Here is a 25,232-nt window from a genome sequence, read left to right on the forward strand (position 1 = left end):
ACTTATCTACAATGTGTGATCTAAATCACTTTTAAGCTAGAGTTAACAATCAATGCAGAATGAACCCTTCAGACAGCATGAACAAACCAGATAGGGCAAAAAAATGGAAAGATTAAAAAGGATGTCTGTATTTGCCAGAGTCGTTGAGTGTGGATCTTTTACTGCCGCCGCACGGCAGTTGGAGATGAGTGTGTCGTCGATCAGCCAGACCGTATCAAAGCTGGAAACCGAACTGAATGTTAAGCTGCTGAACCGCAGCACCCGCCGCATTGGCCTGACCGAAGCGGGCCGAATCTATTATCAAGGCTGTCGGCGCATGTTGCAGGAGGTGCAAGAGGTGCATGAGCAGCTATACGCCTTTAACAATACGCCCACTGGCACCTTGCGAATCGGCTGCTCATCCACCATGGCACAAAATGTGCTGGCGACCATGACCGCAGATATGTTGAAAGAGTATCCCGGCCTCTCCGTGAATTTAGTCACCGGCATTCCGGCACCGGATCTGATCGCCGATGGTTTGGATGTGGTGATTCGGGTGGGGGCGTTGCAAGATTCGGGGCTATTTTCCCGCCGTCTCGGCTCAATGCCGATGGTGGTCTGTGCCGCTAAAAGCTATTTGCTGCAACATGGCACCCCCGAAAAACCGAGTGATATGATCAACTTCTCTTGGCTGGAATACAGTGTCAGGCCAGACAGTAATTTCGAGCTGATCGCACCAGAGGGCATCACCACACAAATATCGCCGCAAGGCCGCTTTGTCACCAATGACTCACAAACCATGATCCGCTGGCTTAAAGCGGGCGCAGGTATCGCCTATGCACCATTAATGTGGGTGATAGAGGAGATTAAACGCGGCGAAGTGGAAGTGCTGTTCAAGAAATACCACTCTGATCCGCGCCCGGTATACGCGCTCTATACCGAAAAAGACAAAATGCCACTCAAGGTTCAAGTCTGTATCGATTATCTCACCGAATATTTTAAACGCGTCGCTGAGGTATATCAGGGCTATCGCTAACCTATCATTAGGCTTTTATTGATCAAGAAGCCTAATAACAATCCGACGGAAATCGGTTTCCAATCAAGACAAAAACTGTCTTTAAAAAATAAGAACTTTCTCTAATATAAATCACCAATAATAAGAAAACTCCTAATTCCAACCCTACCCTTAGCAATCACCGATTTCCCACAAATTGACCAAACAAGACGCAATCATTCTAATATATGGAATAGACGACGGCGCATAGAGTCCTATATATTTCAGATTGCATATAGCGCATTTGATAACCAAAAAGTGGTGCATATGTTTATATCAAAAAACTTGCTCGTATTTATTACCACGGTTCAAGAAGGCTCGCTAACCAATGCGGCCGTTAAATTATTCTCAACTCCGCCGCCGATGAGCAGGAGTATAAAAATACTTGAGGACGAACTGGGTTTCAAACTATTTACCCGCACAACAACTGGGCTTAAATTAACAGAAAAAGGCAGTAATTTTTATAAGGATATTATCCCCACATACACACGTTTAACCGAACTGAGTACCGCCTACAAAAGAGAAAAAAGTGGCACCATTAATATCGGGACTCATCAGTTAAAATCTGAGTATGCAGGTTTTATATGTGATTACTTTTTAGCTTTGAACAATTGCAATATTGAACTACAAGAAAACATAAATGATATAAATCAACTAGATACAATCCTAAGCACCAAAGAGATAAAAGATTGTGATTTAGACGTGAAATTAGTCACTCATTGCAAAGCCATTTTGTTATATGCCTCACATTTAGATGAATTGCCCGATAAGTATGAATACTTAAAACAGCTCCCTTTTTTACAAAGTAACATGTTTTCCGCATCATGCAGCTTTAAACAATATCTAGAACATATGAAACAGCAAGGGTACAGAGAAAAAATATTACATATAGATGATCAACGTGTTCGCTATAATTTGATTGAAAAAGGGGCGGGAATCTCCATTACTTCGGATGATTTTAATTTAAGAAAAGAGTCACACCACGTATCAAACATCAGCTTCGATAAAGATATTAATCTCGACATAAATTATTACTTATATTTTAAAAGCTCAGTTATTAGTAAGAAATTATTTATTCAGCATATACAGAAAAACTCTCGCCTTTTGTGGCAGGAGGAGAGAGTGATAAGTTAATCACATGTCATGATACCCATATAGCACTCAAGTGAGTTCTATTATCAGCATCTCCATAATCTAATCATATAGAGGTATTATATGCCAAATACAAACAGTCACTCGGTGTTAATTGAGACACAATTCGAAAATGAAATTAAGGCTCTGAATATTCCAGAATTTAATACCGCTTTCGATGTGGTGGCAGAAAGCCCCGCGCTATTTACTGAGCAGGTAGTGAAAGCCAATGGCTCGGCTGAAAAAGCACACATACTTTATCAGTGGGCGAAAGATGAAGTTGACCAAAAAATGCGGAGAAACGCGCGCAGCAATTACGCCATGACCCAGTGTTGCATGGCATCGCTAAACTCAATAGGCCGGAAGAGGCCACTCCCCAGCCAAGAACGGCATCACTGACAGGGGGGGATATTCCCGCGAGAGCAAATAAGTATGTTGCTCCGTCATCAATTCAATCAATGTTTTCTCCAGGCCGCTACTTGTGTGAGTTATACAACGTAGCCCAAGAGTTACATGGTAAAGAGAGTGCACTACATATTGATAAACGCCGCCCAGACCTGCAAAAACTGGTCTTGAGTGATAAGTTGATGCGGCAAGAGGTCTCTACGCTGGATATTTTGCTGGAAACATTGCAAAGCAAAGTGGCCTTGAGTGACCTCACCCAGCACGCCGGTAACCCAGCCGATGATTCATTTATCCTGCCCTATGATGACAATCTCACCATCATTAATGCCGTGCTCGAGAGTAAATCAACTAGCTTGCGCGATATCGCGGCCCAATTAAGCACCGGCGACACTCTGCAACCCCTGAAGTTAATTCCCGCGTTGGTACAAGAACAATTGGGGTTAAATTCGGCCAGCTATGATCTGATTAAAACCGAGTCACCACTGGATGAAAATAGCGGTAAACGGTTAGCTCACGTCACTCAACTCAGTATCAGCCAGCTTAAGGCACTGGTTGATAGTATTCGCGCCAATAGTGATGCCAGCAAAGAGCAGATTCTGGCATCACTCGCGGAATATGTGCGCTTACAGCGGAAATATGCACTCTCCGCCGAGCAATTCACCGCGATTGTCAGTACGCTAAACCAAAAAAACACAGATGATGAACCCAGTTTTCATCAGCAAATTTTCAGTCGCGCAGATGGCAGTGACATGGTGCCGACAGATGCGGTACTCAACTTTACACAGTCACAACCCCTGATTAACGCTGCATTAGGTGTGACTCAGGAGGAGTTACTGCGCATTGCAGAGAATTGCTTCGGTGTAGGTAAAACCGCCAATATTCAGATGGATGAGAAAAAATTCAGCCAGATCTATCGACTGGCTACCATCCCACGCCTGTTCGGCATGAGTTTTTCGCAAGCAGAAATATTATTTAGTTTAAGTCACCAACCTGAGGCGATAAAAAACCTCGCGGGCGGGAAAGTCGCGGTTATTCTGGATACTATCAATATGCTGGAAAATATTGTGCAGTGGATGAGCGAGCAAAAATTGGATCTTGCTGCACTCAATGCCATGATAACCCCTCAATACAGTACAGCCGCCACACCCGAGTTATTTAATTTCCTGTCTAATATTCATCACTCAATGGATAACCAAACCGACCCCGTATTATTGAAGCAGAGTCTGTGCCGCAGTTTGGCTGCCGGTTTTCATTTAAAAACCGAGGTCGTTGCCGGTTTGATCAGCTGGCTAGAAAATAATAATTCGGCTTTTACACTGGAGATATTTAGTAACGCCATCACTCAAGTATTTGCCGACAAACCCACCTTGGAAAAACTGGAGCAGAATCCAAGATTAGTGAAACAGTGCCAAGAACTCAGCCAATATGTTCTGATAGCACAATGGGCCAAATTGACGCAGCAAGATATTGAATTAATTCTGCACCCAAAATTATTCAGTGGTACTGAAACACCCTTGCATCCGAGTTTATCACTTTTAATCTTGCTGGCTGATTTTAAGGCCTGGCAACAGCAAGTGAAAGTTCCGATTGCAGAAGCTTTGCGTTATTTATCTTTGCTCGGTGATAATGATGACAATACCAATATAACTACACTAGCTGAAATTCATGGATGGGATCATCAGCAAACCATACATATAATTAATTACATTGAAATACACAAATACCCAAACAATATAAATCATAAATTTAAATTCCCAAATAGCTTTATTGATGTGAATGAATATTATAAGCACATCAGTCTGATTAATCAGGTTGATATAGATATCCCGCTTAACATTTCTTTAAATTTAATAGCATTAGCGACAGAGGATCGTAATCACCAAAATGGGATTTTAATTAAAGTTGTAGCAGAAAATTTAACTCATAAATTTTAATAAATCATCTCAACCAAAATAAATTCATAGGATATAACTTATGTCTAATGCTACCGTATTGAAAAAAATCAATGAGTCACGCCGTGATGCACTGGTCAATTATGCCATTGCGAATAAATCATTTGGCAAAAGTGATATTAATACCCCCGACGAACTGTACCAATATTTATTGCTGGACACCAAAATCGGCGGTGAGGTAAAAACGGCCAAAGTTGCCGAGGCGATCAGTAGCCTGCAACTCTATATTGAACGTAGTATAGAAGGTGTCGAGCCTGATACCGCAGCCGATAAAGTGGCAAAACACTTTAGCACTGATCAATTCCTGCATAACTGGAGCACCTATAATAAGCGCTATGCCCGCTGGGCGGGTAAAGAGAAGCTGAAATACTATGCTGCAGACTATATTGATCCCACCTTACGCTATAATAAAACCGAACTCTTTACCGCGTTCGAGCAGAGTATTAATCAGGGAAAACTGACTGAGAACGCCATTACCAAGGCGCTGCAAAAATATCTCATTCAGTATGATGAACTCTGCCATCTGGAGACCATCGCCCATGTTGAGGTCAGTGAGAAAAACACCCATTACTTTATTGGCCGCAGTCAACACACCCCTTATCAATATTTTTGGCGCTCGTGCCGCAAAGCCAATCAGGTCAAGGAAGGTTACATTTGGTCAGAGTGGAAAAAGGTCAATATCAACATTGACCCATTAAAACAGAGTTTTATTCGTCTATTCTGGAACGACAATAGACTCTATATTTACTGGCCAAGTACTGAAGAGATCACCAAGTCAGGGGGGGGTAAAGAAACGCACAACTACCACAATTTCTCTTATAAAAATGATGATAACACTTGGGTGGCATTACATAAAAGAGAAGCAGGTAAATATAACAAATTAGATATGCAAAAAACACCACCAGCGCCGATAATTACTTTATCAAAAATAGATAAAATATATAACATTAAAAATCCAGACGGTTTTACTGCATCAGGAGAAATAGAAATATTTAGAAATGGTCCAGACGCTGATGTAGTTCCAATAAGTATTGAAATAATTAAAAAATTCACTATGGTCGATTGTTTTTTTGCGAAAAAAAACATTGATAAAATAGTAATTAATTATGATGATGGGAGTTCGAAAGAAATAGAAAACTCACCTTCACGCATTGAAGTAAGGAATAAAAAATTAACCTCTATTTATTACATAATACATTTTGAAACTGATGAATTCACTAAAACGTCCAATGAAATCATCACTAACATTCCGGTTAATTTAACTTCTCCTAACTCCTTACCTTTACTGGGTAAGCTACAGGAGGAGGCTAATGCGCTCTTAGATTATAAAGTCCAAGAGAGTCAGGTCGGATTGACTGCTTTTAACGAGTCCTACGGTATTTATCTGTGGGAGCTGTTTTTCCATATTCCTCTTCTGGCCTCCGCCCGCTTCCTGACTGAGCAACGTTTTGATGATGCCGAGCGCTGGTTAAAATTCCTGTTTAATAGCGCCGGTTATCGCAATGGGAGTGGTCAATTACAGCAAGATGGGGGCAACACTCGTTACTGGAATATTTTGCCGCTGCAAAAAGATAAAGATTGGGATAGCAGTACCACGCTAGCCACCACTGATCCTGATGTGATCGCCATGAATGATCCCATGCAGTATAAGCTCGCGGTATTTATGCGCACGCTGGATGTGCTCATTACCCGAGGGGATCAAGCCTATCGCCAGTTGGAGCGGGACACACTGGTGGATGCCAAAATGTATTACATTCAGGCCAGCCAATTACTGGGGGCACGGCCCGTCATCCCAATCTCACATGACTGGAAAAACCTGAGTCTAAAAGCCACAGCAGAAGCCGCAGACCGCCACTTCTTGCCGCCCTACAACGAAGTACTGCTCGCCTATTGGGATAAGCTGGATATCCGGCTGTATAACCTGCGCCACAATCTGAGTTTGGAGGGGCAACCTCTGCACTTGCCGCTATTTGCGACGCCAATCGATCCAAAAGAGTTGCAGCGCCAGCACAGTGCTGGGGCGGGTATCAGCACCTCCCTCAACAAGATTGCGGCGAGCACCAGTGTGTACCGCTTCCCTCTGTTGTTGGAACGCGCCAAAAGTGCCGTCGGCTCCGTGATGCAATTTGGCAATACGCTACAAATGGCATTGGAAAAACAAGATAGCGAGGCACTGGGCTTGCTGCTACAGCAACAGCAGCAGCAAGTGCTGAAGCAAACCCGCGATCTCCAAAATACTAATATCGCCATCCTGCAAAGCAGCCGCGCCGCCACTGAAGTGGTGAAAAAAGGGGCTGAAGCACGGCGAGATTACTATAAGCAACAGGTTAACAACGGCATTTCCAGCAATGAGCAAAAAGCGCTAGAGATGCGCATCGCGGCACAAGCTCTTGGGCTGACGGCCATTGTGCCTCTGACGGTAGGTGGGGCGTTAGATACTGCGCCGAATATCTTTGGTCTGGCCGACGGCGGTTCCCATTGGGGGGCGATAACTCAGTCCATCAGTTGGGGCATCCAGATAACGGCGGGTAGCCTTGATCAAGGGGCGGGGATACAAGAGATCAAAGGCAACTATGCCCGCCGTGCTGAAGAGTGGCAGTTGCAGAAAACACTGGCCGAGCAAGAGGTGGCGCAGTTGCAAGCGCAGCTCACCGGTCTGGTGCTGCAAATCTCGATGGCGGAAAAACAGCGCAATCTGGCGGAGATGGAGCAATCCCACGCCTTGGCGATCTACCAAATGCAGACCACCCGCTTTAGCGGCAAAGAGCTGTACAACTGGATGGTTGGCCGCCTGTCTGGCCTCTATTACCAACTGTTTGATGCCGCTCAACCGCTGTGCCTGATGGCAAAAAGTGCACTGGAGCGCGACATTGACACCAGCAAAACCCAGCAGTTGTTCTCCAATGCGGGTTGGAATGACCTGTATCAGGGTCTGCTGGCAGGTGAAGATCTGATGCTGAATCTGCAAAAAATGGAAAATATCTGGCTGACCGAAGACCAGCGCGCGCTGGAAGTGGAGCGGACAATTTCACTGGCGGAGATCTATCAAAAGTCAGCCAATTTTAACTTAAGCGAAAAAGTCGCGGATTACGTCAGCAGCACAGGGGCAGAGGAGGAGGTAGGTGATAGCGGCAATGGCGTCAGCATCAAAGATGACATCTTAAGCGCCTCCATCAAAATCAGTGAGTTGGCGCTAATGGATGACTATCCAGCCAACATGCATTTAGGCGAAAAACGTCGCATCAAACAGATCAGCGTCACCCTCCCCGCCCTGTTAGGCCCATATCAGGATGTGCAAGCGACATTGAGTTATGACGGCAGCTATAGCGGGCTGGCAAATGGCTGTACCGCGATGGCAATTTCGCGCGGCATGAATGATAGCGGCCAGTTCCAGTTGGACTTCAATGACGGCAAATATCTGCCCTTTGAAGGAATTGATATTAGCGACCAAGGCGCACTGGTACTGCGCTTCCCGAATGCAACTGCCAAGCAACAAGGGCTGCTGCAAAGCCTGAGCGACATCATTTTGCATATTCGCTACACCATTCGTTCCTGATAACACCGTCACTTAACCAAACAGGCCGCCATCAAGGTGGCCTGACAGGAGTCCATTATGGAAAACAACAAACAGCACGTGGGTGTCGCGCCATTATCGCTGCCTAAAGGGGGCGGGGCGATTGCAGGGATGGGAGAGTCGTTGGGGGCTATCGGCCCAAGTGGGCTAGCCAGTTTAACGGTACCTTTACCGATTTCGGCGGGTCGCGGCTATGCGCCGGGGCTGGCACTGAGTTACAACAGCGGCAGCGGTAACAGCGCCTTTGGCTTGGGCTGGCAACTGGGCATCCTGTCGATACGCCGCCGTACCAGCCATGGCACCCCCCATTATGATGAACGCGATGAATTTATCGGCCCAAATGGCGAGGTGCTGATCGCGGTTTCAGCCACAGATGAAACCTCAAAAGATACCCGCTACACGTCTGCCGATTTTACTGTCACCCGCTATCAGCCGCGCATTGAGGGGGGATTTGACCGCATAGAGCTATGGCACCCGCAAGACTCAACCTCCGGCCTGACCCCATTCTGGCTCATTTACACCGCCGAGGGTCAGCAGCATTGTCTGGGCAAATCCGCACAGGCGCAGATCGCCGCCCCTGAAAACCCAAGCCATATTGCCGAGTGGTTGCTGGAAGAGTCAGTCTCATCGACGGGCGAACATATCTGCTATGACTACCAGAGCGAAGATAGTCGCGGTATTGATGCGGCAGAGGAGGCAGTCCACCCACACGCCACTGTTCAGCGCTATTTGCAGCAGGTGCGCTACGGCAATCTACACGCCAGCGACACCCTGTACGCCTTCAAAAAACCCGCAGCGGCGGAGGATAAGTGGCTGTTTACACTGGTATTGGATTATGGTCAACGGCCAAATAGTTTGTCGGTGGTGCCACAGTACCCTGCCACAGCCCAATGGCCATGCCGCCAAGATCCCTTCTCTCGCTACGAATATGGCTTTGAGCTGCGCACCCGTCGCCTCTGCCAACAAGTGCTGATGTTCCATAACCTAAAACTGCTTTCTGGTGATACCAACCAAAGCGAGGCGGCGCTGGTCGCCCGTCTGCGGCTGAACTATCTGGTCAGCCCCTATGCCACCCAGCTCATCAGTTGCCAGCAAGTCGCCCATGAGGAAGACGGCACGGCGCTCACTTTGCCGCCACTGGAGTTCGACTATCAGCCCTTCCAGCCAGAGACAGGAGAGAGCTGGCAAGCCATGCCCGAATGGGACAAATTTAATGCCTATTATCAGTTGGTTGACCTTAACGGTGAAGGGTTGCCGGGCATGTTATACCAAGATAACGGCAGTTGGCGCTATCACCCGCCAGTGCGGCAAGCCGACAGCGAAAATGGCGTCAGCTATGGCCAAGGGCAAGTGCTGCCCAAAATCCCGGCCCTGCAAAAGAACGCCAGTTTGATGGATATCAATGGCGATGGGCGGCTGGATTGGGTGGTCAGTCAGCCGGGGGTGGCGGGTTACTTTAGCCGCACCCCCGATGAGAGCTGGACACAATTTACCCCGCTATCCGCCTTGCCCGCCGAATATTTCCACCCGCAGGCGCAACTGGCGGATTTGATTGGGGATGGCATCTCTGATCTGGCCTTAATCGGGCCGAAAAGTGTGCGTCTGTATACTAACCAGCGTGATGGTTTTGCTGCCGCGCAACAGGTCTACCAAGATCCCGCGATTGCTCTACCAATCCCCGGAGCCAGTGACGCCGAGTTAGTCGCGTTCAGTGATCCTCTGGGCAGCGGGCAACAACATTTACTGCGAGTGCGCCACAATAGTGTCACCTGCTGGCCGAATCTCGGTCATGGGCACTTTGGCAAACCCATTACCCTGAGCGGTTTCAGCCAGCCCGCAGAGAGTTTCAATCCACAGCAAGTGTGGCTGGCGGATATCGACGGCTCCGGCACAGTGGATTTGATCTACGCCAACCGCGATCACCTGCTGATTTATCGCAATCAGTGCGGTAATGCCTTTGCCGAACCGCTGACCTTGCCCCTGCCGCACGCGGTGCGCTATGACCATAGCTGCCAACTGACACTGGCTGATGTGCAAGGTCTGGGGGTCACCAGCTTATTGCTGAGTGTGCCGCATATGGCGACCCGCCATTGGCGCTATGATTTCGTCGCTGCCAAGCCCTATCTGTTATGCACCGTCAATAACAACATGGGGGCTGAGAGCCGATTAGCCTACCGCAGCTCCGCCCAGTTCTGGTTGGATGAAAAAGCCGCGGCGGCGAGTCAACATCAAAAAATCGCCTGCGGCCTGCCCTTCCCGCTGCATCTATTGGCCTCAACCACGCAATTTGATGAAATCACTGGCAACAGCCTGTGCCAGCAAGCCACTTACTCTCACGGTTTTTATGATGGCGTGGAGCGCGAATTCCGAGGTTTTGGCCGGGTAGACACACGGGATACCCACGCTGATGCGCAAGGTTCGGCCATTGAGCGCACACCGCCCTCCCTCAGTCGTAGCTGGTTCCATACTGGTCGCGCAGGTGATGAGAGCCGCTATCAGGCCGAATATTGGCAAGGTGATGAGCACACTTATGCATTGGGTGACACCCGTTTTACCACTTTCAATCCCTCCACTGAAAGTGATGACTTACTGCCCGCCGCCCCGCCAGTGCCGCACTATTGGTTGGCTCGAGCACTGAAAGGGAGCCTGTTGCACAGCGAGCTATATGGTTTAGATGACAGCGGACAAGATGATGTGCCTTACACCACCAACAGCAGCCGCTATCAGGTGCGGTTGGTGGTGGTCAGCGGTAACGAGCAAGCGTCACCCATCGTGATGCCATTGCCGCTAGAGCAACTCAGCTACCACTACGAACGTATCGCCCAAGATCCACAATGCAGCCAGCAGATTGTGATACGCAGCAATATCTATGGTCATCCGCTGCACACCGTGGCGATTAATTATCCACGCCGCCCACAGGAAAGTGTCACCCCCTACTCTTGGTTAGCGGCCGACCACTGGGCCAGTAGTTATGACGAGCAGCAACAGTGGCTGCGCCTCAGTGAAAGCCAGCAGGCTTACCAGAATATTGTCGAGGAGCGCGGCTTATTGCTCGGCCTGCCATGGCGGCAGCGCAGTGATGTACTGACCTATGCGGCTGAGGTAGTTCCGGTTAATGGCCTGAGCTACGAAATCGTCGCCGATAAAAAAACGGCCCTCGGCACCCCACTTGAGCAGTGCTATACGGGTCAAAACGAGCTGTTTTATCACCCAGAATATCAACTGCAAGGGCTGGTCATCGGCAGTGAAAGCGCCGAATTTGATGCTATCTCGCTCACGACGTTGGATACCTTGTTCCCCAACGATAAAGAGCGAGATGAGCAGCTCATCGCCGCCGGTTATCAGCTAGCTCCGCGCCTGTTCGCCCAAGCAGGTGAGTCGGATGTCTGGGTGGCGCGTCGTGGGTTAGCGGACTATTTTGATGCCAGCCAGTTCTATCGTCCTGAAAAACAACGCAGTTCTGCGTTGGTCGGTTATAGCCAACTGCATTGGGATGAGACCCAATGTGCGGTGATCACCCTCACCTTGGCTGATGGCAGCACCACCCACGCCGACTATGACTACCGCTTTATCACGCCGTATCTGCTGACGGATATCAATGATAACCAGCATTTCATTGCACTGGATGCTTTGGGCCGAGTGACCTCTTCGCGCTTCTGGGGAAGCGAACTCCATGGCGATGAAGTGGTGGAGAGCGGCTTCAGCCACCCCTCAGCGAAATCCTTCACCCCTCCCACGAGCATTGACGAGGCTATCGATGCGGAATCCGACACTCTGCCAGTGGCGCAATTCTCAGTTTATCAGCCCTTTAGCTGGATGAGAAAACCGCACCACGCGGTGGTAGATGAGTGGCTCGACGAGTTGAACAACAAGCAGCAAGGACAGAATAAGCTGGCCTTAACGCGGGAAATATTAATCAACAGCCAGTTCATCACCGAAGAGGGCTATCTCTGCGCACTTGGCTCGCGCCGTTGGTTGCAGCAGAGCCAATACCGATTAAGTGAATTCATGACCATGGAGATAAATTCGCCATGGCGCTCCCCGCCTCATGCCATGACGGTGGTCACTGATAGCTATGATCGCAATACCCAAACACAGCAGCATCAGCAAGTGATTGTTTACAGTGATGGTTTTGGCCGCACACTGCAAGCGGCGCAGCGAGTGGAAGCGGGCGAGGCGTATCTCCGTAATGAAGATGGCAGCTTATCTCACGATGGCAATGGGTTAATCGTCGCCGCTGCCCAGCAGCGCTGGGCCGTCTCTGGCCGCGTCGAATATGACAACAAAGGGCTGGCAGTGCGGGCTTATCAGCCCTACTTCCTCAATGACTGGCGATATATCAGTGATGATAGCGCCCGCAAAGAGGCCTATGCCGATACCCACCGCTATGACCCACTCGGGCGCGAGTCTCAGGTCATCACCGCCAAAGGCTACCTGCGCCGAACGCAATACTTCCCGTGGTTTGTGATCAGCGAGGATGAGAACGATACCGCTGCCGAACTCATTGAAAATAAGCATTAACAGGCTAAGTCACTTCCCTGCCTGCCATGGACGGCGGTCAGAGTCACTGATGCTGACAGAGAGAGGTAGACAACATGTCCTTTCTGAGTGATGGCGATAGCTTTGTCCTGACTTGGGCCATTATCGGCCTGCTTTCTGCCTGGGGCGGTCTGGTGCGGTACATCTTGGATAAAGATAACGAAGAGGACGAATGGAGTTGGGTCGCCGTCATCAGTCAAGTGATTGTTTCCGGCTTTACTGGATTGATTGGTGGCCTGTTCTCCTTCGAAAGTGGCGGCAGCCGCTATATGACATTCGCCATTGCTGGCTTGTTTGGTGCCATGGGCAGCACCGCATTGCAATATATCTGGAACCGATTTTTTGGCCATCAGGCCCCCCCTAAATAACTAAGAGAGGAAGCTATGTCCGACGACAAACCCCAATTTCGCTTTGGACAGATCAGTGAGCATAACTTGCGCAACGTACACCCAGATTTAGTGCTGATCGTCCGCCGCGCCCTGACCTTGAGCACGGTCGATTTTCGTGTCATCGAAGGTATACAAACCGCTGAGCGCCAGCGCCAACTGGTGCGCAACGGCAGCAGCAAGACCCTGAATAGCCGCCATCTGACTGGCCATGCGGTGGATTTGGCCCCGCTGATCAACAACAAAATCCCGTGGGAGGATTGGGGGGCGTTTCATCAGGTCGCCAAGGCCATGAAGCAGGCCGCACTAGAGATGGAGCTGCCGCTGCAATGGGGCGGCGACTGGAAGAGCTTTAAAGATGGCCCACATTTTGAGCTGCCGAGAGAGGTCTACCCATGAGCTATTTACGCATCTTTTCGATACTGGGCAAAACCATTCTGTCACTGGTGGTGGTCGCCATCATGATGTGGCTAGTTCAGACCGGACGAACACTGGAAAAACTCAATCAGGAGAATGTGGCGCTAAACAAGCAAATTGTGCAGTTTGGAGAGATTAATCAAAAACTTAACAATCAAATCTTACTGACAACCGCCTATCTCCAAAAAGCGCAGGAGCTGGACCGTGTCGAAGGGGAAAAAAGCAGTGAACTACAAAAGCGCCTGCGTGCGGCACAAAAAGGTCACCCCTGTGCTGATGAGCCTGTGCCTGCTGATGTTATCCGCATGCAGCAACAAGCCATCGGTAACGGTAAATGAGTGCTTACCCTTCCCGGTGGCCCTATTACCGCCCTGCCAAATGCCAGCATTTAATGTGAAGGTTTGGGGGGATTATCCGCAATATGTAGAGCAGACCCGCTTGGCGCTGACCCGCTGCAATACCAGTCGTGAGTCTGCACTGCTTTTTTTACAACAGCAAAAACAATGAATTAAGGAGTTACACCATGACTAAAATGTTACCGACCGACTTATGCGAACAGACCCCCGCTATCGCCATCAGTGATAATCGTGGGCTAGCCATTCGCGCACTGGCCTATAACCGCATTCACTCCCGTGATGTGCCTGACCAATTGATCACCCGAAACCGCTATAACGCCCTCGGGCAGTTGGTCGCCAGCCGTGATCCGCGCCTTGAGATCGATAACTTCCGCTACCACCACACGCTCAGTGGGGCAGCACTGCATACCGACGGCGTTGATAATGGCACGTCGGTGCAACTGGCTGATATTGAAGGCCGACCCTTGCTCAGTATGGATGCCAAACAGACCCGCCATTGGGTCGCCTATGAGCCAGCACTGGGCCGCCCGCTTGAGCACCAGCAGCAAACCCAAGGGGGGCTGAAAACAATTACCGACCGCTTTTTCTATGGTGAAAACAGCAAGTTAGATAAAGCCAGTAATCTCAACGGCCAGTGCATTCGCCATTACGACACGGCTGGCCTGCATCAGGTAATTAGCCTGTCAATCACCGCCACCCCGCTGCAACAGCAGTTCCGCTTACTGACGGATACCCTCGGGCCAGTGGATTGGTTTGGTGAAGAGCAGAGTTGGGCTTCCCGGCTCAGTGGTGAATCTTTTGTCACCCGCAGCACCACTGATGCCCTCGGCCAGTTAATCACCCAGACGGATGCCAAAGGCCATACTCAGCGCATGGCCTATAACCGCGCCGGGCAACTGTTCAGCAGTTGGCTAACACTGAATGGGGGCCGCGAGCAGGAGATTGTGCGCTCACTCACCTACTCCGCTGCCGGACAAAAACTGCGCGAAGAGGGTGGCAATGGGGTGGTCACTGAATATCGCTATGAAGCTGAAACCCAACGCCTGATTGGCATCAAAACCACCCGTCCGGCGCAGAGTGAGCGGCCCACCCTGTTGCAAGACTTGCGCTACGATTATGACCCGGTCGGTAACATTCTTGCCATCCATAATGATGCCGAAGCCACCCGCTTCTACCGCAATCAGAAAATCGTGCCGGAAACCACTTACCGTTATGATGCGTTGTACCAACTGATTGAGGCCACAGGGCGCGAATCGGACAGCAACAGCGCGCAAAGTGCCAATCTCCCCGCCTTAAGTTTGCTGACCGACAGCAATCAGTATGTCAATTACACCCGCCGTTACACCTATGACCGTGCCGGTAATTTACTGAAAATTCAGCACGTCGGGGCCAGCCAATACAGCACCCACATTACCCTTTCTGATAGCAGCAATCATGGTATTCAACAGCAAGATGGATTGACCGCCGCCGATATCCGCAGTCAATTCGATGCCGCTGGCAATCAGCAGCAATTACAGCCGGGCCAGCCGCTGCAATGGGATGCACGCCATCAGTTGCAGCAGGTCACTACAGTGAAACGCGGGGCGGAAAACAGCGCCAGTGATGACTATGAGAGCTATCTGTACGGCAGCGATGGCATGAGGGTGGTCAAACAAAGCATTCAGCACACCAATAACACCGTCCAAACGGCGAAAGTCACCTACCTGCCGGGGCTGGAGCTGCGCACCCGCCATCAGGGTGCCGAGCTAACCGAAGATTTTCAGGTCATTACCCTTGGCGCGGCGGGTCGGGCGCAGGTGCGAGTCTTACTGTGGCAGCAGGGGAAACCGGAGGGGATTGATAACAACCAGTTGCGCTACAGTTTTGATAATCAAATCGGCTCCAGTTTATTAGAGCTGGATACTCACGGCGATATTATCAGTCAGGAGGAGTATTACCCGTTCGGCGGCACCGCCGTCTTCGCCGCCCGTCATACCCTCGAGGCGAAATACAAAACCATCCGTTATTCCGGCAAAGAGCGCGACGCCACCGGGCTATATTATTATGGCTTCCGTTATTATATGCCGTGGCTGGGCAGATGGTTAAGTGCCGATCCGGCAGGGACAGTGGATGGGCTGAATTTATATCGGATGGTGAGGAATAATCCGGTGGGGTTGATGGATGAGGATGGGTTGTCACCTGGTGTAAAATACAATTTTATCTCTAAGGGATATGATACATTGGCAGACATTGGTAAGCGCCAGAATATAAAGCACTTCACTCAAGCGAAGAGAATTGTAACTAACTCCTATCTTGACGCTAATAGTATTATTAAATCAGCCATCGAGAAATTAAATGATAACTCGCTCGAAACAACTCAAGTTTTAGAGAGTTTCTTTGGTGTGCTTTCTCCATCAGAAAATTCCAGATTACTTATATCTTTAAATGAAATATTTAATAACATAAGTGAATCAATATTAGAACTTAAATATGTTGGTGGGAAAGCCGTACGATTCTTTGAAAATACTGGAGATAGAAAATCAGTGGCAGCCGTCACTCGTGCTGCAGGACAAAAGACTGCCCAAGCTAATATATTCATTTCTGCAGATATATTTCTCACACTTAATGCAATAAAAAGATCACATACCATTATACATGAAACATCACATTTAAATGGTTCAGAAGACTACTTTTACACACACAAGATAAGCAATAATGAATCTTATTCAATAACATCTACAGACTTACTCAATTTAGAACATCACAGTAAAAAATTATATGCTACAAATATTAAGCAGAACTATAAGGAAAACCTAAAAGAAACTTTGAGTAAGAACAGAATTGAGAATAAAGATGGATTTATTTCAATTACAGGCACATCCGATCTTGATTCGGCGATGGTGAAGTTCAAAACAAGTGATAGGAAAAGAGTTGATGTAATCTCTCACAATGCTGATTCATTAGCCGACTTATCCTTTATCCTTGGTAAAAAATACCTTTTAAGTAAAAAGAAATAACCCCTGACATTAGCAATAACCGGGTGGGAATAGGAGAATAAAGAAACTATACAGGAGCCTAAATTAAATTTACCCAAATGGCCTCTAATCATAGAGGCCATCGAAACTTATATTGAAAGTAGTAATGACCACCGAAAACTTACGCCGTGCCACCCACCGTCAGATTATCCAACTTCAATGTCGGTTGGCCGACACCCACTGGCAGGCTTTGGCCCTCTTTGCCACAGACGCCGACGCCTTTATCCAGCGCCAGATCGTTGCCGACCATCGAGATCTGCTGCATCGCTTCAATACCGGAGCCAATCAGGGTCGCGCCTTTCACCGCGCGGGTGATTTGGCCTTTCTCGATTAAATAGGCTTCCGAGGTGGAGAACACAAACTTGCCGGAAGTGATATCCACCTGACCGCCGCCAAAGTTCGGTGCGTAAAGGCCATATTCCACACTGGCGATGATCTCTTCGGGGGTCGATTTGCCCGCTAACATATAGGTGTTGGTCATACGCGGCATAGGCAAGTGCGCGTAAGATTCACGGCGGCCATTCCCCGTTGGGGCAACGCCCATGAGTCGTGCGTTCAACTTATCCTGCATATAGCCTTTCAGAATACCGTTTTCGATCAATACGTTGTATTGACCCGGCACCCCTTCATCGTCGATAGCCAATGAGCCACGGCGGCCTTGTAGGGTGCCATCATCCACCACGGTACACAGCTCGGAGGCGACCAATTTGCCCAGTTGTCCGCTGAAAACAGAGCTGCCACGGCGGTTGAAATCACCCTCTAAACCATGGCCGACCGCTTCATGTAACAGAACGCCCGGCCAACCTGCACCTAATACGACCGGCATGGCACCGGCTGGCGCGGCAATGGCAGACAGGTTAACCAGCGCCATTCTGACCGCTTCGTTGGCAAAGTTATCCGCCCGCACTTCGCCGTCAACCATCTCCAGAAAGTAGTCATAGCCGAAACGGCCACCGCCACCGCTGGCACCGCGTTCGCGCTTGCCATCATCTTCCACCAAAACGCTGACTGACAGACGTACCAGCGGGCGCACATCAGCGGCCAGTGTACCGTCAGTGGCAGCCACCAGAACCTGCTCATAGATGCCCGTTAAGCTAGCGCTCACTTCCTGCACCCGCTTATCGGCGGCGCGTGCGACTTTATCGACACGGTGCAACAGCGCGATTTTGTCCTCCCGCGACAAGCTTTGCAGTGGGTCCAGCAATGGGTAGAGCGCTTGGTAAGGAACCTCACCCAATGTATGGACTTTGCCATTGCCAGATTCACGCACAATACTGCGTGCCGCATGGGCGCTTTGCTGCAAGGCGTTCAGGGTAATTTGGTCTGCATAGGCAAAGCCGGTTTTTTCACCGCTGACTGCACGTACACCCACGCCCTGATCAATATTGTAAGAGCCATCTTTGATGATGCTGTCTTCCAACACCCATGCCTCGTGGTAGCTGGACTGGAAATACAGGTCAGCATAATCGAGGCGACGTTCGGCCAACTGCCCCAATACTGAGAACAAATCCTGATGGTTCAGCTTGTTAGCAGCGAGTAACTGCTCACTGACAAACGAGAGGCTCATAGTTTTCACTCTTTAATTAGATGATGGTTTATGCGATGACGGCACCAGCGGCGCTAAGAAGCGATTATGCTGCAATACCGGCATTTGATTACGGATGGTTTTCAAACCTGTGGTTTCAATTTTGACTTTTAAGGCAGCAACCGCATCGGGGTTCTGTCCCAATATTTTGCCCCAAGCATCGACCGCCATGGTGTGGCCCCACGTGCGGCGAGTGGCACCGTGCCGCCCAACTTGGGCTGCGGCCAAAATCACGCACTGGTTTTCAATTGCCCGCGCACGCAATAATATTTCCCAGTGCGCTTCGCCAGTCATTTTGGTAAAGGCGGCTGGGACGGTAATAATCTCAGCGCCCTGCGCCCGTAAAGCTTGGAACAAGCCGGGGAAACGCAAGTCATAGCACACCGTCATACCTAAGCGGCCCACTGGCGTGTCCACGACCGTGATCTCTTGCCCTGCCTGATAGGTATCTGATTCACGATAACGACCATGAATGTCGTTGATATCCACATCAAACATATGAATTTTATCATAACGCGCTTTGAGTTCACCTTGGTCATCAAACAGTAAGCTACTGGTGGTGATCAGATCCGGTGACTCGCGGCTTATCATCGGCATCGAGCCGATTTGAATCCAGACACCATAGCGGCGAGCCATTTCCCGCACTTCTTGTTGCAATGGCCCGTCATTGTGCTGTTCTGCATGGTGGCGATAAGAGGCAGCATTGGCAAACAACAATGCATTTTCCGGCGTCAGAACCAGCTTAATACCCGAGTTTAACTGTTTGATCTGTTGCTCAATTTGAGCCAAATTGTCACGGGTATTTTCACCACTGCATAACTGCAATAATGCAACATTGGCATTTTTCATGGCGCCTTACTCTCCTTTAACTGACGTAATACTTCATGGATGGTCGGTTGGTCCAAACTACCGGTAATTTGGTAGCGAATCAGCGAGACCTTGCTCCATAATGGCCCTAAAATCTTCGATGCGGCGAATACCGCAGCCCCCACCACCGGATTGATTGCAAAGGCGGTGGCGACACCGACGGTAGCCGAAATCTCTGGCGTGATAACTGCTTCCATGTCAATTTGGCGTTTCACCAAGTCCACATTACCGCTCATGCCAATATCGGCGGCTAAGCCATCTACCACTAAATCATTGGTGTGCATAACACCATTTTTGATATTGGCCGTGCCGCGAATAGAATCAAACGCGAAGTCACGACTAAACGTATCACTAAAGTCGAGCTGTAGCTTACGTAATAGTGCGTCGAAGCTGACCAGCCGCAGTAGCTGTCCAGCACGCCCACCGCCGAGATCCGTCAGTAGCCCTCTCCCCAATCTACTCTTTAACGTCCCGTTTAGGGTATTAATCTGTGGCTGCCACAGCACACCACGCCAATTAACCTCGGCGCTGATATCAAATGAGGCGTCTTTTATGGGGGTCGACAGGCCAAAGAATGAGATGGTCTCATCGATTTTTGGCCCTGTCAGCGCCACGTTGAGCGTGGTTTTATCACCCGCACTCCCTTGCTGCCACTGCCCGCTAATTTTCGCCCGCCCGTTACCCGCTTCAATCAGGCCATTGGTCAGCGTCAAAATATCGCCTTTGGGGGTCAGATCCGCATTAATCCGCCCGATATTCTGCCCCAAAATCCAGCAAGCTTTACAACGCAATTGCAGGGCTGGCCAATCGCGGAACGAGATTTTACTGGGGCTTTCAGGTGGCTGCAACGCCGCTTGCGCCAGCGGCTCTTTCGCCTCACTCGCTGCCCACTGCGGGTTGTAATAGAGATAATCGATATCCGCGTGCCATATCCCATGATCCTCCATCAGCAGGCTACCCGTGACCTCCTTGCCTTTTGCTGTCACTTTGGTGCCCGTGAGCAGTGGCTCGACCCACAGTGTCAGTTGATGCCAAGCCTGCCCACCGACCAACAATTGCGGCGTCTCCAATATCAGCCGCTTAGGGAGAGTGACACTGGCACTGCTGCCCTTAATTTTAGGTTGCGCAGATGAGGCTAAAGGCGCACTCACCGTTGCCAATTCCGGTGCCAGCAAGGTCAGCCAGCGCTCACCGTCCAATGGCGGCAACTTGAGTACCAGCGCTTTATCCTCCGGCAACGTGGGGACTTTTTGGGTGTCGTTTTGCCAGATAGCCCGCGCCAGCTCGACATGATCTTTTTGCAGCAACCATTGGCTATTGAAATGGTTGTTACTCCCCGCACTGCCCGACAGCATAAATGAATCCAATCCGCCGATAACCTGTACATGAAGCGGTAATGCCTGACCACCTATTGTATCTAGCGGCGGGGGTAAGTGACTGCTCACTTTCTTTAGGTCCGCCGTGACGTCAATTTTATAATCTGGCTTGCCATTCTTAGGCAATTGCACCGCAACTTTGCCTTGCCAATGGGCGCTACCAGTGAGCAGTTTCGCCACCTCATCCGGCACGCCCGGTAATTTGGCCGGTAGCCAATCCCCCTGTAGCCCGACATTCACCAAAAAGTTCTTTGGCTGCTCTTGGGTGGTGAAATCAACCGTCAGCGGCTGCCCAAACCAGTTGGCTGATAGGGTATCGCTATCGAGATTGCCATCATTGAAGCGAAACTTGCCGCTGATATTTTCCAGTTGGCTCTGCAACGGCTTTACCAGCAGGCTGTTATTATTCAGTGTTACTTCACCGCTGGCATGGGTGATGCGCCCCTCTTCCAACGGAATATCTAGGTGTAAGCGCCCACTAACCTTACCACCCACCTGTAGCTCTTCCAGCGTTTCAGCGACCGAATCATGGAGCGGCGTCGTGGTAAAGTAGTCATGGACATCGCGCCCTTCACCAATCACCTCAGCATCGACATAGAGTTTCTCTTTCAGGTAATCGGGAATGATGGCGCTGATATTACTGCCAGTGACATTACCCAACATCGCATGGGGCGCGTCCATCCATAGACCTTCATTGAGGAAATTCAGGTCGATAGCTAAATTCTCTAATGCAGGCCAATCCGGTTGGAATTGGAAGGTAGCGTGACGCAGCGGCACATAAACCTGAAACTGGCCCTCTTTATGTTTATAAGGAAAATCATGAGGATTGCCGTTATAGACCAGTGTGGCGTTGTCTACCTGCCCACCCTGTAACGCCTCGGTCAGATAATCCGCCAGCTTTTTGCCCATCAGGGGTTCTGGGAAGTAGCGCCACGCCTCGGTGGCATCATACAGGCGGATACCGGTCAGGATTTTCAGCCAAGGCTGCCCTTTATCTGGCTGCTGATAGCGGAAACTGCCGTTGCCCCACAGCGATTTTGCCCTCACATCCAACTGGTCACTCCACAACTCCCAGCCCTTATCATCCACCCGCCAGTTCACGGCTCCGCTGGCCTGACTCACTTCCAATGGTGCACGGAACATATCGCCATAAGGTAAGGTGCTGTTTTTAAGGTTAATATCTAGCTGCCCCTGCTCGGCAGAGCCGCTTAAGCTCCCGGCGAAGTTATTCACGCCCGGCAGCAGCGCCCAGTGTTGCCAGCTAATATCGTGCCATTTGGCCTGAAAACGGCTCTTTTCCGGCTGACTGATAGGAATATCTAATGCCAGCGCATCAACAATTCCTTGTGGGCGTAAGTCAGCCCAGCGATTCATTAATTCAGGGGTAAAAAGTGACAAGGTGGGGAGTAGCGGCCCCACACGTTCTAGCTGAATATTGGTGGCGCGAATGCGTAATTCTTGGGATTGGTCTGGGCCAATAAATTGGGTGTTCTCAGGTAACCACAGTGCAGAGAGCTGCCCTTGGGGCCAAGCTTGCCCATCGGTTTTAAGGCTCAACTGCGGTGCATCAATTTGCCAACCATTGCCCTGACGACGGCCTTCCAGCACAAAATTGTCAACAGCTAGCTGATGACTTTTGTCAGCAACCGTCCAATTGGCTTGTCCCTGACTCAGCAGAACATTGCCACTGTAGACTTCGCCACTTTTAATACTCAGCCAAGCCGCCAGACTGAATTCAGCACTGTCCAGCCCAGTATTGTTGTGCAACCAGCGGCTAATCCATGGTTTTAGATCGATATTATCGGCCTGCATGTAGACCGTGCCATTATTTAAAATGCCCTGATTATCATGCAGGTCCATTCTTACCATCACCACACCGTGCTGACCATTAATGGTCGAAAGGCTGATTTGCCCCTCAGCGCGATGCCGATTACGGGAATTAAGCCAAGTCAGTTGCGGGATCTCGACTTCGGCACGAGGGCCAGAGGGGGTGAGGAATGAAATACGGCTATTGCGCAGGTCGAAATGGTCCAACTGGCGCAGGAAAATATCCGTGATATTGCCGGTTTCAAGGTTACGGCTGCTGTTTTGCTGCTCATCCAGCGTGGTGTTCAGATCCATCTGCAACTGATAAAAGGTCATGTCGCGGAACTGCCAGCGCCAGTGCAGTAATGACTGCCATACATCGAGCGCCAGTGTCACCCGCTGCACCTGCCAATAGGCAGCCGGCAATTTAGCGCTGATATCACGCAATTCTAGTGTCGGGCCGAAGGTTTCCCACGTCCCCTGCATGAACCCCACCTCCAGTGGAATCCCGCTGATGGACTGAACCTTGGCCACGATTTGTGGACGATAGTCGTTGATGAGTGGCAGCATCATGCGTAGCCCACTGACCAACAGCGCTACCACAACAATGATTGTGGCACCTGTCGCAAACACTATCTTGGGCAGTCGCCTCACGCATCTCTCCTTGCCATCCGCTGCAAAGCGAGCAGCGGATCTTAATCGCACCATACCTTGTAAGGCTGGGAGGCTCTTACATCATCACCACATCAAACTGTTCTTGGTTATACAGTGGCTCAATCTGAACTTTGACCTGTTTGCCGACAAAGATCTCCACCTCGGCCAGTGCATGGGACTCTTCGCCTTTCAGCGCTTCTCCCACTGCTGGAGAAGCATAGACCAAGAAGCGATCAGAGTCATAAGCGTGGTGAACACGGACAATTTCGCGCAAGATTTCGTAGCATACCGTTTCTACTGATTTAACCGTGCCACGGCCACGGCAGGTCGGGCATTCATTGCATAATACGTGCTCAATGCTCTCCCGCGTGCGCTTGCGCGTCATTTCGACTAAGCCTAGCTGAGAGAAGCCGTTAATACTGGTTTTTACCCGATCTTTACTCAGGGCCTGTTCCAGTGAGTGCAATACGCGTCTGCGGTGCTCTTCGTTGCTCATATCAATGAAATCAATAATGATAATTCCCCCCAGATTGCGCATCCGCAGTTGGCGGGCAATAGCCTGAGTGGCCTCAATATTGGTATTGAAAATGGTTTCGTCAAGATTGCGGTGACCGACAAATGCACCGGTGTTGATATCCACGGTGGTCATGGCTTCGGTCTGGTCAATAATCAGGTAACCGCCTGATTTTAATTCAACTTTACGTTCAAGTGAGCGCTGAATTTCGTTTTCGACATCGTAGAGATCGAAAATCGGTTGTTTACCGGCGTACAGCTCCAGTTTTTCGGTCATTTCCGGAATATATTCGCTGGTAAACTCCACCAGCAAATCATAAGTCAGTTTGGAGTCGACACGGATTTTATCCAGCGCCGCCCCAGCAAAATCGCGAAGCACGCGCTGCGCCAAGGCCATCTCGCCATACAGCTTATATTTGGTGATATTGCGTTTTTTGCGCTCTTGGACCTTCGTCCACAAGCGTTTAAGAAACGCTGCATCAGCGGATAACTCCTCTTCGCCAATACCTTCAGCAGCGGTGCGGATAATAAAACCGCCTTGCTCGTCGCAATAGGCTGCTACCGTCTTTTTCAGCCGTTCACGCTCAACTTCACTTTCAATCCGCTGGGAAACGCCGACATGCGCGGCCCCGGGCATCAACACCAAATAACGCGAAGGCAAGGTGATATCGGTGGTTAAACGTGCGCCTTTAGTGCCGAGGGGGTCTTTCACCACCTGTACCATTAAATCCTGACCCTGACGAACCAGTTCAGCGATATCGCGCACATTGAAATTTTTCTGCTCATCCCCGGCCACGCATTCGGTGTGGGGCATGATATCGGAAGCATGGAGGAAGGCGGCCTTCTCCAGACCGATATCTACAAAAGCCGCTTGCATCCCCGGTAACACCCGGCTGACACGGCCTTTGTAGATATTGCCAACAATCCCTCGTTTAGCTTCGCGCTCAATATGTATTTCTTGCAGGATGCCACCATCAATGTAGGCAACCCGCGTTTCAGACGGTGTAATATTGACCAGTAATTCAGCTGTCATGTATTCCTCTCACATTACGTAGCGCAATGAAATTACTTAGTAATTCATGGGTTTCTACCAACGGCAGACCAACGACGGCATGATAACTGCCCGTGATGGATCTGACGAAACAACCACCTTTCCCCTGAATACCGTAAGCGCCCGCTTTGTCCATGGGTTCACCGGTAGCAATATAATTACTGATTTCCAACGGGGATAACACGCGAAATGTCACATCTGTCACCACCATGGCAGATAAGATATCTTGCTGATCAGCCAGTGATACCGCCGTGATCACCTGATGTTGCTGCCCAGACAATGCACTCAGTATTTGCTGGGCATCTGCTGTATCCCGTGGTTTTTCTAAAACTTGCCCATTGAGCACCACAATAGTATCTGCCCCTAATACCGGCAGATCCTGTGGCGCGACCTTCACCCCTGCACGTGCTTTATCTTGCGCGAGACGTTGAACGTACTCTTGCGCGCTCTCATCGGGCTGGCGTTGCTCTTCAACCTCTGTTTTCAGCACCTCAAACGGGACATCAAGCAGGGCTAATAATTCACGGCGACGCGGAGAACCAGAAGCAAGATACAGGGCGGTCATGAGTCTTA

Annotated in this window: 16 protein-coding genes; 11 read left to right on the forward strand and 5 right to left on the reverse strand. The window is 49.9% G+C overall.

Annotation, left to right across the window (positions count from 1 at the left end; translation table 11 throughout):
• Positions 1-103 precede the first annotated feature (103 nt).
• From aaeR to HRD69_RS03195, 11 genes are all read left to right on the forward strand, one after another.
• A complete protein-coding gene (gene aaeR, locus HRD69_RS03155) occupies positions 104-1,015 on the forward strand; it encodes an HTH-type transcriptional activator AaeR (RefSeq protein WP_004875780.1) in 912 nt (303 codons plus the stop codon).
• A gap of 285 nt (positions 1,016-1,300) precedes the next feature.
• Complete coding sequence (locus tag HRD69_RS03160; protein WP_004875779.1) at positions 1,301-2,167, forward strand: LysR family transcriptional regulator; 867 nt, start codon at positions 1,301-1,303, stop codon at positions 2,165-2,167.
• 81 nt (positions 2,168-2,248) lie between these two features.
• On the forward strand, positions 2,249-2,563 hold the full coding sequence (locus HRD69_RS20550) for a hypothetical protein (protein WP_050413208.1): 315 nt from the start codon (positions 2,249-2,251) through the stop codon (positions 2,561-2,563).
• Between the two features lie 59 nt (positions 2,564-2,622).
• Positions 2,623-4,503, forward strand: a complete 1,881-nt coding sequence (locus tag HRD69_RS03165) for a Tc toxin subunit A (protein ID WP_004875777.1) — start codon at positions 2,623-2,625, stop codon at positions 4,501-4,503.
• A 40-nt stretch (positions 4,504-4,543) separates the two neighbouring features.
• The gene (locus tag HRD69_RS03170) at positions 4,544-8,077 is read left to right on the forward strand and encodes a Tc toxin subunit A-related protein (protein ID WP_004875776.1); all 3,534 of its coding nucleotides are present in this window, start codon (positions 4,544-4,546) and stop codon (positions 8,075-8,077) included.
• Positions 8,078-8,134: 57 nt separating this feature from the next.
• A complete protein-coding gene (locus HRD69_RS03175) occupies positions 8,135-12,616 on the forward strand; it encodes a SpvB/TcaC N-terminal domain-containing protein (protein ID WP_004875775.1) in 4,482 nt (1,493 codons plus the stop codon).
• Positions 12,617-12,690: 74 nt separating this feature from the next.
• Complete coding sequence (locus HRD69_RS03180; RefSeq protein WP_004875774.1) at positions 12,691-13,002, forward strand: phage holin family protein; 312 nt, start codon at positions 12,691-12,693, stop codon at positions 13,000-13,002.
• A gap of 15 nt (positions 13,003-13,017) precedes the next feature.
• On the forward strand, positions 13,018-13,419 hold the full coding sequence (locus tag HRD69_RS03185; protein WP_032814845.1) for a M15 family metallopeptidase: 402 nt from the start codon (positions 13,018-13,020) through the stop codon (positions 13,417-13,419).
• Positions 13,416-13,775: a DUF2570 domain-containing protein gene (locus tag HRD69_RS03190; RefSeq protein ID WP_032814844.1), complete on the forward strand. Its 360-nt coding sequence runs from the start codon at positions 13,416-13,418 to the stop codon at positions 13,773-13,775. The genes HRD69_RS03185 and HRD69_RS03190 overlap by 4 nt, the downstream gene beginning before the upstream one ends.
• A complete protein-coding gene (lysC, locus tag HRD69_RS20495; RefSeq protein ID WP_152412098.1) occupies positions 13,732-13,944 on the forward strand; it encodes an Rz1-like lysis system protein LysC in 213 nt (70 codons plus the stop codon). Before HRD69_RS03190 ends, lysC begins: the two co-directional genes overlap by 44 nt.
• A gap of 16 nt (positions 13,945-13,960) precedes the next feature.
• Positions 13,961-16,789, forward strand: a complete 2,829-nt coding sequence (locus HRD69_RS03195; RefSeq protein ID WP_080545045.1) for an RHS repeat domain-containing protein — start codon at positions 13,961-13,963, stop codon at positions 16,787-16,789.
• 139 nt (positions 16,790-16,928) lie between these two features.
• Here the strand turns inward: HRD69_RS03195 and tldD are convergent, their stop codons facing one another.
• The 5 genes from tldD to HRD69_RS03220 form a co-directional block, all read right to left on the reverse strand.
• Positions 16,929-18,374 (reverse strand): metalloprotease TldD, encoded by a 1,446-nt coding sequence (tldD, locus tag HRD69_RS03200; RefSeq protein ID WP_004875769.1) that lies wholly within the window; start codon positions 18,372-18,374, stop codon positions 16,929-16,931.
• A 12-nt stretch (positions 18,375-18,386) separates the two neighbouring features.
• Positions 18,387-19,241 (reverse strand): deaminated glutathione amidase, encoded by an 855-nt coding sequence (gene nit1, locus HRD69_RS03205; protein ID WP_032814843.1) that lies wholly within the window; start codon positions 19,239-19,241, stop codon positions 18,387-18,389.
• Positions 19,238-23,095 carry an AsmA2 domain-containing protein YhdP gene (gene yhdP / locus HRD69_RS03210; RefSeq protein WP_032814842.1) on the reverse strand — a complete coding sequence of 1,286 codons (3,858 nt, stop codon included), beginning with the start codon at positions 23,093-23,095 and terminating at the stop codon, positions 19,238-19,240. Before yhdP ends, nit1 begins: the two co-directional genes overlap by 4 nt.
• 76 nt (positions 23,096-23,171) lie before the next feature.
• Positions 23,172-24,641, reverse strand: coding sequence for a ribonuclease G (gene rng / locus HRD69_RS03215; protein ID WP_032814841.1), 1,470 nt, complete (start codon positions 24,639-24,641; stop codon positions 23,172-23,174).
• Complete coding sequence (locus HRD69_RS03220; protein WP_004875765.1) at positions 24,631-25,224, reverse strand: Maf family protein; 594 nt, start codon at positions 25,222-25,224, stop codon at positions 24,631-24,633. The genes rng and HRD69_RS03220 overlap by 11 nt, the downstream gene beginning before the upstream one ends.
• Positions 25,225-25,232: the final 8 nt, after the last annotated feature.

Origin of the sequence: Yersinia mollaretii ATCC 43969 (assembly GCF_013282725.1) — a bacterium.
Taxonomy (GTDB): domain Bacteria; phylum Pseudomonadota; class Gammaproteobacteria; order Enterobacterales; family Enterobacteriaceae; genus Yersinia; species Yersinia mollaretii.